Annotated in this window: 8 protein-coding genes; 3 read left to right on the forward strand and 5 right to left on the reverse strand. The window is 57.8% G+C overall.

Annotation, left to right across the window (positions count from 1 at the left end; all coding sequences use genetic code 11):
- Positions 1 to 189 precede the first annotated feature (189 nt).
- Positions 190 to 972, forward strand: a complete 783-nt coding sequence (locus AC6IY8_RS04555) for a 3-hydroxybutyrate dehydrogenase (protein WP_497777517.1) — start codon at positions 190 to 192, stop codon at positions 970 to 972.
- Between the two features lie 69 nt (positions 973 to 1,041).
- Here AC6IY8_RS04555 and AC6IY8_RS04560 read toward each other — a convergent pair whose 3' ends face one another.
- Positions 1,042 to 2,265, reverse strand: coding sequence for a DEAD/DEAH box helicase (locus AC6IY8_RS04560; RefSeq protein WP_497777518.1), 1,224 nt, complete (start codon positions 2,263 to 2,265; stop codon positions 1,042 to 1,044).
- A 572-nt stretch (positions 2,266 to 2,837) separates the two neighbouring features.
- Here AC6IY8_RS04560 and gltB point away from each other — a divergent pair.
- Positions 2,838 to 7,454 (forward strand): glutamate synthase large subunit, encoded by a 4,617-nt coding sequence (gene gltB / locus AC6IY8_RS04565; RefSeq protein WP_497777519.1) that lies wholly within the window; start codon positions 2,838 to 2,840, stop codon positions 7,452 to 7,454.
- Positions 7,447 to 8,871: a glutamate synthase subunit beta gene (locus tag AC6IY8_RS04570; RefSeq protein ID WP_497777520.1), complete on the forward strand. Its 1,425-nt coding sequence runs from the start codon at positions 7,447 to 7,449 to the stop codon at positions 8,869 to 8,871. The genes gltB and AC6IY8_RS04570 overlap by 8 nt, the downstream gene beginning before the upstream one ends.
- 75 nt (positions 8,872 to 8,946) lie before the next feature.
- On the opposite strand, the gene thrB is transcribed toward AC6IY8_RS04570, so the two are convergent.
- From thrB to lysC, 4 genes are read right to left on the reverse strand one after another with little or no spacing between them, the layout of a single operon-like run.
- Positions 8,947 to 9,900, reverse strand: a complete 954-nt coding sequence (gene thrB / locus AC6IY8_RS04575) for a homoserine kinase (protein WP_497777521.1) — start codon at positions 9,898 to 9,900, stop codon at positions 8,947 to 8,949.
- The gene (thrC, locus tag AC6IY8_RS04580) at positions 9,890 to 11,098 is read right to left on the reverse strand and encodes a threonine synthase (protein WP_497777523.1); all 1,209 of its coding nucleotides are present in this window, start codon (positions 11,096 to 11,098) and stop codon (positions 9,890 to 9,892) included. Before thrC ends, thrB begins: the two co-directional genes overlap by 11 nt.
- On the reverse strand, positions 11,098 to 12,402 hold the full coding sequence (locus AC6IY8_RS04585; RefSeq protein WP_497777524.1) for a homoserine dehydrogenase: 1,305 nt from the start codon (positions 12,400 to 12,402) through the stop codon (positions 11,098 to 11,100). Before AC6IY8_RS04585 ends, thrC begins: the two co-directional genes overlap by 1 nt.
- A 42-nt stretch (positions 12,403 to 12,444) precedes the next feature.
- Positions 12,445 to 13,857, reverse strand: a complete 1,413-nt coding sequence (lysC, locus tag AC6IY8_RS04590) for a lysine-sensitive aspartokinase 3 (RefSeq protein WP_497777525.1) — start codon at positions 13,855 to 13,857, stop codon at positions 12,445 to 12,447.
- Positions 13,858 to 14,125 lie beyond the last annotated feature (268 nt).

Below are 14,125 nucleotides of genomic sequence, written 5' to 3' on the forward strand. Positions count from 1 at the left end.
TGTGTCCGCCTTTTCTGTTGGCGTGATAGTCGAGGCGGTGGAGAATTTCCGCTTGGAAGTAGTTCCTTGATCGAGGCAAAAAGTATAAAGTAATTGCGCTCGGGGCAGAGGACAGTGGCCCCAGTGTCATTTCAAAGCTCTTCATTGCGGATCTCAGAGCAGAGTCCGTACATTACTCAGGGGGTCAAAATGCTGAAAGGTCGCAACGCAGTAGTTACAGGTTCCACCAGCGGCATTGGAGAAGGTGTTGCCCGAGCGCTTGCCGCGCAAGGTGCCAACGTCATGCTGAACGGCTTTGGGGATGCCAAGGCGATTGAGCAACTACGCTCCACCATTGAGAAGGAATGCGGCGTCAAGGTCCTGTACAATCCGGCGGATCTGTCGAAGGCAGAGGAATGTGAAGCATTGATTCGCGACGCCGAGAAGCAACTTGGCTCCGTCGATATTCTCGTCAACAACGCGGGAATCCAGTTTGTAGCGAACATTGAAGATTTTCCGGTCGATCGTTGGAACCAGATCATCGCCATCAATCTTTCCTCCGCATTCCATACCATCCGGGCAGCGTTGCCAGGAATGAAGAAGAACGGCTGGGGACGGCTGATCAACACTGCTTCCACTCATGGATTGGTAGCCTCGGCGGGCAAGGTCGCCTATGTTGCCGCCAAGCACGGCATCATCGGCATCACCAAGACGGTAGCTCTGGAAACAGCAACGAGCGGAATCACTTGCAACGCGATTTGTCCGGGATGGGTGCTGACACCGCTCGTGCAGAAGCAGATCGATGACCGCGCCGCGCGCGAAGGCCTTGACCAGCAGACGGCAAGCAACAAATTGCTCGGCGAAAAGCAGCCTTCGCTGCGCTTCACCAAAACCAGCGACATCGGCGATCTCGCGGTATTCCTTTGTTCGGAAGGCGCACAGAACATCACGGGCACAAGCATTCCCGTGGACGGCGGCTGGACGGCGCAGTAGCTCTGAAAGAGGCACAACGAAAAACGCCAGGGGCTTGCGCCTCTGGCGTTTAGTTTATGCGATGAAATCTTAAGCGAAGACTTCGCCGGGAAGGCTATTCAGTGTGCGCGAACGCAGAGTGTTGGTGCTCTTGCGCATCTGCGTAATCGCCATGGGAATGCTGGCCGGAGCGGCCTTTCGCATCTTGCCCATGTCCTTACGCTCGATGTGCAGCTTCAGCGTGCGTTCGAAGCGACGCAATTCGATCATCTCAGCACCGCTGACGATGCTGGTTGCGCGGCCCTTTAATCCGGCGCGACCAGTGCGGCCGACACGGTGGATGAAGTCCTCGGCAATCGAGGGCAGATCATAGTTGACTACATGAGCGACGTCGCCCACGTGGATGCCACGAGCTGCAACATCGGTCGCCACCAGCACCTGGAATTTTCCGGCCTCAAAACCGGCGAGCGCCGCGGAACGCTGATTCTGCGTGCGGTCACCATGAATCATGGAGGCGGCAAATCCATCGCGCATCAGGTCCTTGGCAAGCCGTTCAGTGCCGCGCTTGGTCCGGGCAAAAATCAACGTCTTGCCGGGCTCGGAGTAGAGCAGCTCACGCAGGACGTGAGTCTTCTGCATGGCGGGAACTTCGTAGGCCTGCAGTTGCACGGTTTCGGCTGGCTTCAAAATGTTGCCAATCGAGATGCGAACGGCCTCATGCGTGCACTTCAGGAGCAATCCCTGAACCGATTTCTCGAGCGTTGCCGAGAAGCACAAGGTCTGACGCTCCACGGGCAGGGCGGCCAGAATGCGTTGAATCGCGGGCAGGAAGCCCATGTCGAGCATGCGATCGACTTCATCCATAACTAGGGTTTCAATCGAGCGCAGATCGACGATCTTGCGTCGCATGTAGTCTTCAAGGCGGCCAGGAGTCGCAACGATAATGCGTGCTCCCGAGCGCAGTGCCCGGATCTGAGTCTTCTCACTCAATCCGCCGATGACCAGGGCAGCGCGTGGCGCTTTGCCTGAACGTAGCGCTTCGTACTGCTCGTGTACCTGGATGGCGAGCTCGCGCGTGGGAACCAGCACGAGGGCGTTGATCTTGCCTGCTGGCACCGCGGCCAACATTTCCATTACGGGGATCAGAAACGCGAGGGTTTTGCCGGTACCGGTCTGGGCCGTTGCAATTACATCTTTGCCTTCGAGGGCTGGCGGAATCGCCTGATCTTGAACTGGGGTAGGTGTAACAAACTTCTTTGCCGCAAGCGCCTGCTTCAGCTGCGCTGTGAGCGGCATTTCCTGAAATGTACTCATTCTATGGTTTTCTTCTTCTCTCTATCTGTGCGCGCGAGTTGGTATGTGTGTGCGCGCGGAAACACATATCCTGCTTGATTGTGGGAGGGGATTTTGAGATCGAATCGCAGTAGTTCCTGGAGGGTCAACTCAGAATCGCGCATCCAACTTCGCGAGATACTGAAAACATAGTATCACACTGGCCGGTGATCTGCTGAGAGAGCCTTCAGGTGTGCACCTGATGCATTGTTCGGTTACGGAACCGCATATGCACGAAAGCCGCGCGGAACACGGTTATTTCTATGTTTTCTGCCTGTTTTGTCCTGTAACCCGTTGACTCTCGCTGCGATCTCGGCTAATCTCGGATATCAATCATGATTCACATGGCTACATCCCCGCTGACAACACCGGTGACGCTTGGCGTACGCACAATTAGCGTACTTAAGCGAATTACCACCGCTAGCGGGGGATAGCATCAGGCAATCTTAAGCAGCCCGAGCACTACTTACCCGCCAATCCCAAACATGGCGGGCTTTGTGTTTTAGGGATCATGTTTGAGTAATAAGCGCCCCTGCAAGCGCACCAGGAGAGCAATGCGAGAGAACAAAGAAGTGCACGACGAGGATCACCAATCACAGCACGTCAGCGGATTGCCAGCAGCACAGGGCCTCTACGATCCTGCAAATGAACACGACGCGTGCGGCCTTGGATTTGTCGCGAGTATTCGCGGTGAGAAAAGCCACTCGATCGTAGAGAAGGGTATCGAGGTGCTAAAGCACCTTGAACATCGCGGAGCTTGCGGTTGCGATCCCGAAACAGGCGATGGCGCAGGCGTGCTGATTCAGATCCCACATGAGTTCTTCGCTCGCGAATGTGCAGCACAGGGCATGGTCTTGCCCGAGCAGGGTAGTTATGCGGTGGGAATGGTCTTCCTGCCGGTAGGCAAGCTGGAGCGCCTGCAATGCGAGGGCGTCGTCGAGACGATCATCCAGGAAGAAGGCCTGGAGGTGCTCGGCTGGCGCGACACGCCAGTGGATGGGAGCGCGATTGGGCGCGTAGCACGCGGATCGCAGCCGTACATCGAGCAGATCTTCCTAAAGACGCCAACGCCGCTCAGTGAACGCGATTTCGAACGGAAGCTCTACGTTGTAAGGCGGCGGATCGAGAATAAAATCGCCCACTCCGACATTGAAGGCCGCAACAACTTCTATATTCCCTCCCTCTCCTGCCGCACAATCGTTTACAAAGGCCTACTGCTCGCTCCCCAGATCACGAAGTTCTACCCCGAGCTGAGCGATCCGCTCGTGAAGAGCGCACTGTGCCTGGTTCACCAGCGATTCTCAACCAACACGTTCCCGAGCTGGCCGCTAGCCCATCCTTATCGCCATGTAGCGCACAATGGCGAAATCAACACGGTGAAGGGCAACGTCATCTGGATGAACGCTCGCCAGAGCCTGCTGGAGTCGTCGCTGTTTGGCGAGGACCTGAAGAAGATTCTGCCGGTGATTACACCGGGCGGCAGCGATTCGGCATCGTTCGACAATGCGGTGGAGCTGCTGCTGCATTCGGGACGCGAGTTGCCGCACGTTATGGCCATGCTGATTCCCGAAGCCTGGTCGCGCAATCAGCACATGGACCCCGCGACGCGCGCTTTCTATGAGTATCACGCATCGCTGATGGAGCCATGGGATGGACCGGCCTCGATTTCCTTTACCGATGGCCGCCTGATCGGCGCAACGCTTGACCGCAATGGCCTGCGTCCGGGCCGCTATGTGGTGACGACCGACGATCTCGTCGTGCTTTCGTCGGAGGCTGGCGTGCTGGAGTTTCCGCCGGAGCGCGTGAAGTACAAGGGACGCTTGCAGCCGGGCCGCATGTTCCTGGTCGATACCGTTGCTGGCCGCATCGTGAGCGACGACGAAATCAAGCAGCAGCTTGCATCCCGCAAGCCCTACGCGGAGTGGATCAAGCAGAACCAGGTCACGCTGGATCAACTGCCTGAGCCTACGCGTATGGTAGGCCCCAGCCACGAATCGATCATCACGCGCCAGCGCGTGTTTGGCTATACGGAAGAGGATCTGAAGATGATTCTCGAGCCGATGGCCCGCAACGGCGAAGAGCCGATTGGATCGATGGGTGTCGATACGCCGCTGGCGTGCCTTTCGGATAAGCCGCAGCTACTGTTCAACTATTTCAAGCAGCTCTTTGCTCAGGTAACGAATCCGCCGATCGATCCGATTCGCGAAGACCTGCTAATGTCTCTCACAAGCTATATCGGAACCGAGCGAAACATTCTCGACGAAAGCCCGCTGAACTGCCATACGTTGAAGCTTCCTCAACCGGTGCTGACGAATCGCGACCTGGAGAAGCTGCGTCGCGTATCGAGCGGCGACCTGTTGGCGACTACGCTTTCGGCGGCGTTCCGCGTGGAAGAAGATGGTTCTGGGTTGAAGCGCGGACTTGATGGCCTGTGCCGCCGCGCATCGTTTGCCGTGGAGTCGGGTTATACGCTGCTGATTCTTTCGGACCGTGGCATCGACAAGGAATACGCTCCGATTCCATCGCTGCTTGCGTTGGCCGCGGTGCACAATCATCTCGTCAAGGAGGGTTCGCGTACGAAGATCGCTCTGCTTGTGGAGAGCGGGGAACCGCGCGAGGTGATGCACTTTGCTCTGCTGATCGGATATGGAGCGAGTGCCGTGAATCCGTACTTGGCGATTGAAACGCTGGAAGACATGGTTTCGCGCGGCCTGCTGCCGGAAGAGATTACGGCAGAGAAGGCGGTAAAGAATTTCATCAAGGCCATCGATAAGGGCTTGCTGAAGACCTTCTCGAAGATGGGCATCTCCACCCTGCAAAGCTATCGCGGTGCGCAGGTGTTTGAAGCTATCGGCCTGAGCCGCGATCTCGTGAAGGAGTATTTCTCCGGCACGGTTTCGCGTATCGAGGGAGTGGGGCTGGATGTGCTCGCGCGCGAGTCAGTGCTGCGTCATGAGTATGGATTCAAGCCGCGCAATCAATCCGAGTTAGAACTGGAAGTCGGTGGCGCGTACCGTCACCGCATCAATGGCGAGTACCACCTGATTAATCCGCAGACGATCACCAAGCTGCAGCATTCCGTGAGGAAGGGTAACGCGGAGACCTTCAAGGAATATACGGATCTTATCGACGAGCAGAACAAGCAGCTATGCACTCTGCGCGGATTGCTGAAGCTGAAGGAACTCGAAAAACCAATTCCGCTCGACGAAGTGGAACCGGCACAGGAGATCGTGAAGCGCTTCGCGACCGGTGCCATGTCATATGGCTCGATCAGCAAAGAAGCACACGAAACGCTGGCGATTGCCATGAACCGTATTGGCGGCCGCAGCAACACGGGAGAAGGTGGCGAAGATGCAGCACGCTTCCAGCGTGATGAGACCGGCGATCTGCGACGGAGTTCAGTAAAGCAGGTAGCTTCGGCTCGCTTCGGCGTAACAGCGCATTATCTGGTGAACGCGGACGAACTGCAGATCAAGATGGCGCAGGGCGCGAAGCCGGGTGAAGGCGGCCAGTTGCCGGGACACAAGGTGGACGAGGTCATCGCACGGTTGCGACACTCGACGCCGGGAGTCACGCTGATTTCGCCTCCTCCGCATCACGACATCTACTCGATTGAAGATCTTGCGCAGCTCATCTACGACCTGAAGAATGTGAACCCGCAATCGCGCATCAGCGTGAAGCTGGTTTCCGAAGTCGGCGTAGGCACGGTTGCGGCTGGCGTTGCCAAGGCGCATGCAGACGTAGTGCTGATTAGTGGTGATAGCGGCGGTACGGGAGCTTCGCCTCTCAGCTCGATTCGTCACGCGGGCATTCCGTGGGAGTTGGGATTGGCTGAGGCGCAGCAGGTTCTGCTGCTCAACGATCTGCGCAGCCGCATTCGCGTGCAGACCGATGGCAAGTTGCAGACCGGACGCGATGTGGTGATTGCAGCATTGCTCGGCGCCGAAGAGTTTGGTTTTGCGACGACGCCGCTGATTGCGATGGGCTGCATCATGATGCGCAAGTGCCACCTGAACACCTGCCCTGTGGGCATTGCGACGCAAGACCCGGTGTTGCGTGCGCGCTTCGCAGGCCAGCCTGAGCACGTCATCAACTTCTTCTTCTTCCTTGCTGAGCAGGTTCGCGAATACATGGCGCGACTCGGATTCCGCACTTTCGACGCCATGGTGGGAAGAGTGGACAAGCTCGAAGCGAGGCTCGCGACCGAGCACTGGAAGGCGAAGGGAATTGATCTCTCTACGATTCTCTATACGCCGCCGTTGCCGACGCGCGTGGCGCGCCATTGCATCCACAAGCAGGATCACGGGTTGGAACAGGCGCTAGATCATCAATTGATGAGCGCCGTGAAGCCAGCGCTCGAAGAGGCGAAGCCCGTAGAAGAGTCATTCAAGATTCAGAATGTGCACCGCACGGTTGGTTCCATGCTCAGTGGCGAAGTTTCGCGTCGTTATGGCGCGGACGGGTTGCCGGATGAAACGATTCGCCTGCATTTCAATGGCTCGGCAGGACAGAGCTTCGGGGCATTCCTGGCGAAGGGAATCACGATGACGCTTGAGGGCGATGCGAACGATTACGTCGGCAAGGGTCTCTCCGGCGGACGCATAGCAGTGTATCCTCCTCGCAACTCTCGCTTCCGTCCGGAAGAAAACATCATTGTCGGCAACGTCGTGCTGTATGGAGCGACGAGTGGCGAAGCTTACTTCAGCGGTGTGGCTGGCGAGCGATTTGCAGTTCGTAACTCGGGCGCGACTGCAGTAGTTGAAGGCGTCGGCGATCACGGCTGTGAATACATGACCAAGGGCGTCGTTGTCGTGCTTGGGCCTTGCGGCAGGAATTTCGCTGCGGGCATGAGCGGTGGTATCGCTTACGTGTATGACGAGCGCGGCGACTTCCACGAGAAGAGCTGCAACCTTACCTCTGTCGATCTTGAGCCGGTGATGGGCGCGGAAGATGTGCGCATCCTGACGGCGCTGGTTGAGGAGCACGCAAGGCGTACAGGCAGTCCGCAGGCAAAGAAAATCCTTGCGAACTGGACGTCTGTGCTGTCGCACTTCGTCAAGGTGTTCCCACACGAGTTGAAGAGGGTGCTGGGAGTGGAACGCAGAACTACGCAATATACTGGGTTGCGCGAGATGGCCGCGGTCGCAGCCGTGGAGGTGCAACGTGGGTAAGCCAACGGGATTCCTGGAGTTCGATAGAGCACTGCCGCAGCGCCGTGCGCCGGAAGAACGCATCAAGGATTGGTTTGAGATTTATCAGCCATTCCCGGCTGCGAGCGTGCAACAGCAGGGCGCACGTTGCATGGAGTGTGGCGTGCCTTTCTGCCACTCGGGATGTCCGGTGAACAACCATATCCCTGACTGGAACGACCTTGTGTACCACGAGCGCTGGGAAGAAGCTGTCCGTCGTCTTCACTCGACGAACAACTTCCCGGAGTTCACGGGACGCATTTGTCCAGCACCGTGCGAAGCTTCGTGTGTGCTCGGAATCAATCAGCCTCCGGTCACGATTCGACAAATTGAGAAGACGATTGTTGAACGTGGATGGGAGGAAGGGTGGATCGCTCCCGAGCCAGCGCCGGAGAAGACCGGGAAGAAGGTTGCTGTTGTTGGATCAGGCCCCGCCGGATTGGCTGCCGCGCAACAACTCGCGCGCGCAGGACACGATGTGACGGTGTATGAGAAGGCCGATCGTATTGGCGGCCTGTTGCGATATGGCATTCCGAATTTCAAGTTGGAGAAACACGTCATCGATCGGCGCTTGAAACAGATGGAAGCCGAAGGTGTGAAGTTTGTGACGAACGCTCACGTGGGCGTGAATCTTGATGTGGCACAGTTGCGCAAGGAGTTCGACGCAGTAGTGTTGGCCGGTGGTTCGGAATCGCCGCGCGATCTGAAGTTGCCTGGGCGCGAGCTGAAGGGCATCCATTTTGCAATGGAGTTCCTGCCGCAACAAACGCATCGCGTGCTGGGCGATGCGATGCCAGAGGAGACCTCGATAGTTGCGACGGGTAAGAAGGTCGTGATCATCGGCGGTGGCGACACGGGCGCCGATTGTCTCGGCACCAGCCTGCGCCAGGGTGCGGCCAGTGTGAGGCAGTTTGAAATCATGCCCAAGCCGCCGGAGACGCGTTCCGAGCAGACGCCGTGGCCACTGTGGCCGCTGCAATTGCGTATTGAGAGCTCGCATGAAGAAGGGGGCACGCGCGAGTGGAGCTTGAACACGCTTCGCTTTGAAGGTGATGCCGATGGAAATGTGAAGAGGATGCACATTGTGCAGGTCGGGCCGCCACCGAGGTTCGAGCCTATAGCCGGAACGGAAACCGTCATCGAGGCTGACCTGGTGCTGCTGGCAATGGGCTTCCTTGGTCCTGTTCGCAATGGCATGCTTGAGCAATTCGGTGTTGCTCTGGATGCGCGCGGTAACGTGGCTACCAACGAGCGCGGCATGACTTCGGTTGAGGGCGTGTTCGCCGCTGGCGATATGCGCCGTGGGCAGTCGCTCGTTGTGTGGGCAATCGCAGAAGGCCGTAAGGCTGCGGAGCATGTCAATGCATACCTAGGCTCCGCGAAAGCAGCTGGCGCATAGAGCAGAACGCAATGTAAAAAAGGGAAGGCGGCTCTCGGGCCGCCTTCTTAATTGTTCAGTTTCAAGAGAAGTGTTCTATGCTCTCCAACTGGTCGCGCTGTCCACACAGTAGCTGCGAGCCTGCATAATGCCGGAGGCCTTTGCGGGAGCATTCGTCGGATGCACTTGCAGAGTGCGAATCTTGAATGGGATAGATTTACGAGTGTAAATCTCCGAGAGCAATGCGCTGATCTCGTCGAGATTCTGCTGAGCCAAGGCAACAACCGAAGGACCAGCTCCGCTCAGGCAAACTCCCAGCAAACTGGGATGCCGAAGATCGAGTGCCTCCTGCAAGCCAGGAACAATGGATGCGCGATGAGGCTGATGTAAGCGATCATCAAGAGCTTCGCGTAGTAGTGCGAAATCAGAGGTGCGCAATGCCTCCAGCAGAAATGCCACTCGCTGTACGTTGAAGATGGCGTCGGCACGCGAGATCATCTGCGGCAGCACGGCGCGCGAGGTCGTTGTTGCAAGATGCAGTTCGGGAGTGACGACCACGATGGAGAGCGACTCCGGCCAGATGGCACGCAGCACACGCAAAGCGCTGGGCACTTCACAGCTCACCGTGAGACCGCCGAGCAGAGCCGCTGCGATGTTATCGGGATGACCTTCGAGTTCACATGCCGTCGTCAGCAGTTCCTGTTCTTCGACGGGTCCGCTGACGGCCTCAAACAATCGCAGGCCCGCGACGGTGGCGGCCGCGCTGCTGCCAAGGCCACCCTTCATCGGAATGTCGCTCTCGACCTGAATGTCCAGTGAAGGGATCGCGAAGTTGTGACGCGCAGCGATGAAGCGAAATGCGCGCTCAATGTAGTTTTCGCCATCGAGTCGCTGGTTGACGAACTCGAAATTCAGGTTGCCCTCGCCCGGCATCACGCGAACACGCATGGTGAGATAGAGCTGAACGGCTACGGCCAGCGTGTCAAACCCAGGCCCAAGGTTGGCGATCGAGCCAGGCACTCGGATGACAATCTCGTCTTTAGTGCGCATGTGCTTCCTCCCGCTGATGAGCACGGATGATGAAGTTGGTGTCCTTCAGTCCGTGTCCCGTAAGAATGGCGACGACCCTTGCATCCTGCGCAATGGCACCGCTATTGCGGAGTTTGCGAAGGCCTGCAAGAGTTGCAGCAGATGCGGGTTCGCATCCAATGCCGTCGCAGCCAATAACACCCTTTGCCTCGGCGATCTCGTCGTCGGTGACATCGAGTACCTGCCCGCCTGTCGATTTCACTCCGTGCAGCGATTTCTTCCATGAACGCGGATTGCCGATGCGGATGGCTGTGGCGACGGTTTCTGGATGCTCGACGGGCGAGAGTTCTTCGGCGTGATCACGCCAGAGCTGAGCAAAAGGATTTGCCCCCGCGGCCTGCACGACGATCATGCGCGGTGCTCGATCGATCAGTCCGAAGCGCAACAGTTCGTCGAAGGCTTTACCGAACGCGGCGGAATTTCCGAGATTGCCGCCGGGCACAATAAGATAATCGGGAGCTTGCCAGTTGAGCTGATCCATCAACTCGAACATCGTGGTCTTCTGGCCCTCGATGCGGAAGGGATTGATCGAGTTCAGGAAGTAGATTCCTTCGCTGGTCTTCTCAAGAAGCGTGTTCAATGCATCATCAAAGCTGCCTTCGATCTCCACGACTTCGGCGCCGAAATCGAGTGCCTGCGCGAGCTTGTTCAGCGAGACTTGCCCGGCGGGAAGATAAACGCGGCCAACGACGCCCGCGCGTGCAGCATAAGCCGCGAGCGAAGCAGCGGTGTTGCCTGTGGAGGCGCAAGCGACAATCTTGGCGCCCGTGTGCACGCCTTCTGTCATGCCGACGGTCATCCCAAGATCTTTGAAGCAGCCAGTGGGATTCCACCCAAGATGCTTGAATTGCAGATCGGAAACACCTGCCCAGGTCGCGGTTCGGCGGCCACGCACAAGAGGAGTGTTGCCTTCGCCGAGACTCACGATGTCGGAAACGGGGTAGTCAGGCAGAAATTCCCGATAGCGCCAAACTCCGCTGATGTCGCGAGGATCGCGCGATTTGCGGCGCTCGCTCCAAAGCTCTTTCAGCTCCGAGGCGGATAGTTTGGGATCATCAACTTCAACTTCGAGCAACTCGCCGCATTTAGGACAGGACAGCACTGGTGCATGCAGATCGAACTTGGTCGAGCAATTTACATTAAAACAGCGCAGTTGCATTAGAGCTCCTTCGTAAGTATCGGCATGGTCAACGGCGGATGAACCAGGAAATCAAGCTTGCGGATATCGTTCATCGCTTTCTCCAGTTCTTCGGCTCCGCAATGCTCGAGCGTGACTACGAAGGGAAGAGCGTCTTTGTCGAATCCGGGTTTCTGCAACAGCGCATCGATATTGATTTTGTGCGCGGCTAATGCATTTGCGATAGCAGCGACGATGCCGGGCCGGTCGCGTACGGTGAAGCGTAGGTAGTGCGCCGAGGAGAAGTTTCCGCTTACGGGCAGCGCGTCTGCAGCAGCGGCGGGGCGTGCATGTCCTCCGCGTCCACGCGCTACGTCGAGAAGATCACTGACGACGGCAACGGCCGTGGAGTGTCCGCCTGCGCCGTGTCCGCTGAATGCCGTCTGACCGCCGTATTTGCCGCTGGATAGCACCAGGTTCAAGCTGCCTGTGATGTGCGCCATTGGAGACTCGATAGGCACGAGCGCGGGCTGCACCGAAGCGTAGATGCGTCCGTCGCGTCGCTCGGCGCGAGAGATCTGGCGAATGGTGCATCCAAGTTCGTGCGAGTAGATGAAGTCCACCGCGTCGAGTGCACGGATGGAGGCGCATGGAATCTGCTCGGGCGGCACGACAGCCTTCAATCCGATGCGCGAAAGGATGACGAGTTTGGCGCGGGCATCGAAGCCATCGACGTCGTCGGTAGGATCGGCTTCGGCGAATCCGGCGCGCTGTGCTTCCATCAAAGCCTCTTCGAACGAGACGCCTTCGCGCTCAACCTTGGTGAGGATGAAGTTGCACGTGCCGTTGAGGATTCCGCATACCTTGTAGAGGTGGTCTCCGGCGAGACCTTCCTGTAATGCATCAATCACCGGAACGCCGCCAGCGACGGAGGCTCCGAAGGCGAGTCCGGCACCGCTTTCGCGTGCCAGTGCAGACAGCTGCGGGCCGTGTTGCGCAATGAGCTTCTTGTTGGCCGTAACGACCGACTTGCCGGCCTTCAGCGCGCGTGTGATCCAATCTTGCGCGGGAGTCACTCCGCCCACGAGCTCCACGATGATGTCGGCATCGGAGGCAAGCACCTTCTCGATGTCACTCGACCAATTCACATCTTCGTTGACCCAGTCCACGCGCTTGCGTTCGACGTTGCGATTGAAGATGTGCGTAAGCTTCAGTGGCGAGTGCTCCGGCTGATCGCTGAGAATGCGCGCGACAGCGCTGCCAACGGTACCGAATCCCAAAATTGCTACCTTCAAAGCAGGAGCCTGAGCCGGGGATGACTGATCAAATGCGGTGGTAGTAGCCAAACTGTTTTCTCCAATCTTGTATTGCAAATTGCGCGTTGCGAATTAGGCCTGAGCCGTCTCGCAGGATGCTTTCGAAGGCCGCGATGGCGCACCGGAAGGTTGCTCGAACAGGTGACGATGCAACTGCTGCACGGACTTTACGGCATCTTTCTCTTCTACTACGAAACTGACGCTAATTTCTGAAGACCCCTGGGCAATCATGCGGATGTTTACACCGGAGGCGGCAAGTACTCCGAAGATTTCGGAGGCAATACCTATGCGTCCGCGAATGTCTTCGCCAACGAGGCAGATGATCGCCATCTCGGGCTGAAATTCAACCTCGCCCAAGGTTTCCAGCTCCGCAATCAATCGCACGAGTTCGTGACTTCCTTCGACGGCCACGGAGGCGGTAGCACCGGAGATTGCGACGATCTCGCTCTGCAGGTGATGCCATCGCAAGAGGCTGAAAAGATCATCGAGGAAACGATGCGAGCCAACGTGGCGAGGGGCGCGCACATTAAAAACCGAGATGTTGCGCTTCACGGCGATGGCGCGAAACGCCGAAGGACCGCGCGATGCTACGGCGCGAATGATGGTGCCCGCCTCGCTGGGTTTATGTGAGTTCAGGACTGCTACGGGGATGTCGTGCTCAACTGCCGGGAGCAGCGTTGCAGGGTGCAGGACTTTGGCTCCGAAGCAGGCGAGCTCCGTTGCTTCGTGAAAGCTAATTTCCTCGATGCGCTGTGCCTTGGGACAGATACGCGGGTCGGTGGTGAGAATGCCGTTCACATCCGTCCATATCTCGATGCGCTGGGCAGAGAGCGCTGCACCCACGATGGCAGCGGAGTAGTCGGAACCACCGCGACCGAGCGTAGTGATCTCGCCTGATTCGCTCGAGGCGATAAAGCCTCCGAGAACGGGCACTGCGTTCTGCTCAATGAGTGGCGGGATGACTTTTTGAAGTCTGCTGCGAGTTTGCGCGGCGAGAAGGGTTGCGGCGGGGTGATGAGAGTCGGTGACGATCAGCTTTCGTGAGTCGGCGTGAGCGGATGAAATGCCGAGTGCGTTGAAGGCGAAGGCCACGAGCACACTCGAGAGCACTTCGCCATAGGAGAGCATGTGCGAATTCTGTGCTGGTGAGAGTGAGCCTCGGGCCGCAATCTGCGTGACGAGCGCGGTACACTCGGCCAGGCGCTCTTCAAGCTCATCGACGAACTGCGCCCTTGCCGCAGGGCTGAGCATATTTTCTGCGGCGGCTACGTGCCTGGCGCGAATGCCATCCAGCAATGCAAGGGCAGCGCTCAAATCGCTGCGCGCAGCAGTCTCGGCGATTTGCACCAGTTTGTCGGTGACACCGCCCATTGCGCTCACAACGACAACCGGTTGTTCTGCCTGTCGTGAAGCTACGATCGACGCGACTCGGCGGATGGCCGTAGCATCCTGCACCGAGGTGCCGCCGAACTTCATTACAATCATCACCCGCTCCTTTTTGCGACCAAAAACAAAGAACCCATCGTCTGTTGGCGATGGGTTCTGGAAGTGTGCGAATCAGTTTTTGTTAGCTGATCTCTTCGCGGAACTCACATGCGCCCGGTGTCAGGCATGTTGTTGTGCCTGTTGTCATTGTCCGGGATGTGTTGGTAATTCGCATGTAAGTGTGATGAAGATAGCGAAAACACAGGGCAAAGTCAAGCACCGAATCTGCGTTTGGCCCTGCAATTCGATGAGGAAAGGCCCCGAACGC

Source organism: Koromonas soli, assembly GCF_059726265.1.

Coding starts and splice junctions, on each gene's coding strand:
- thrC (WP_497777523.1), bottom strand. CDS start 11,098: ATGCAACTGCGCTGTTTTAATGTAAATTGCTCGACCAAGTTCGATCTG.
- AC6IY8_RS04555 (WP_497777517.1), top strand. CDS start 190: ATGCTGAAAGGTCGCAACGCAGTAGTTACAGGTTCCACCAGCGGCATT.
- thrB (WP_497777521.1), bottom strand. CDS start 9,900: ATGCGCACTAAAGACGAGATTGTCATCCGAGTGCCTGGCTCGATCGCC.
- gltB (WP_497777519.1), top strand. CDS start 2,838: ATGCGAGAGAACAAAGAAGTGCACGACGAGGATCACCAATCACAGCAC.
- AC6IY8_RS04560 (WP_497777518.1), bottom strand. CDS start 2,265: ATGAGTACATTTCAGGAAATGCCGCTCACAGCGCAGCTGAAGCAGGCG.
- lysC (WP_497777525.1), bottom strand. CDS start 13,857: ATGATTGTAATGAAGTTCGGCGGCACCTCGGTGCAGGATGCTACGGCC.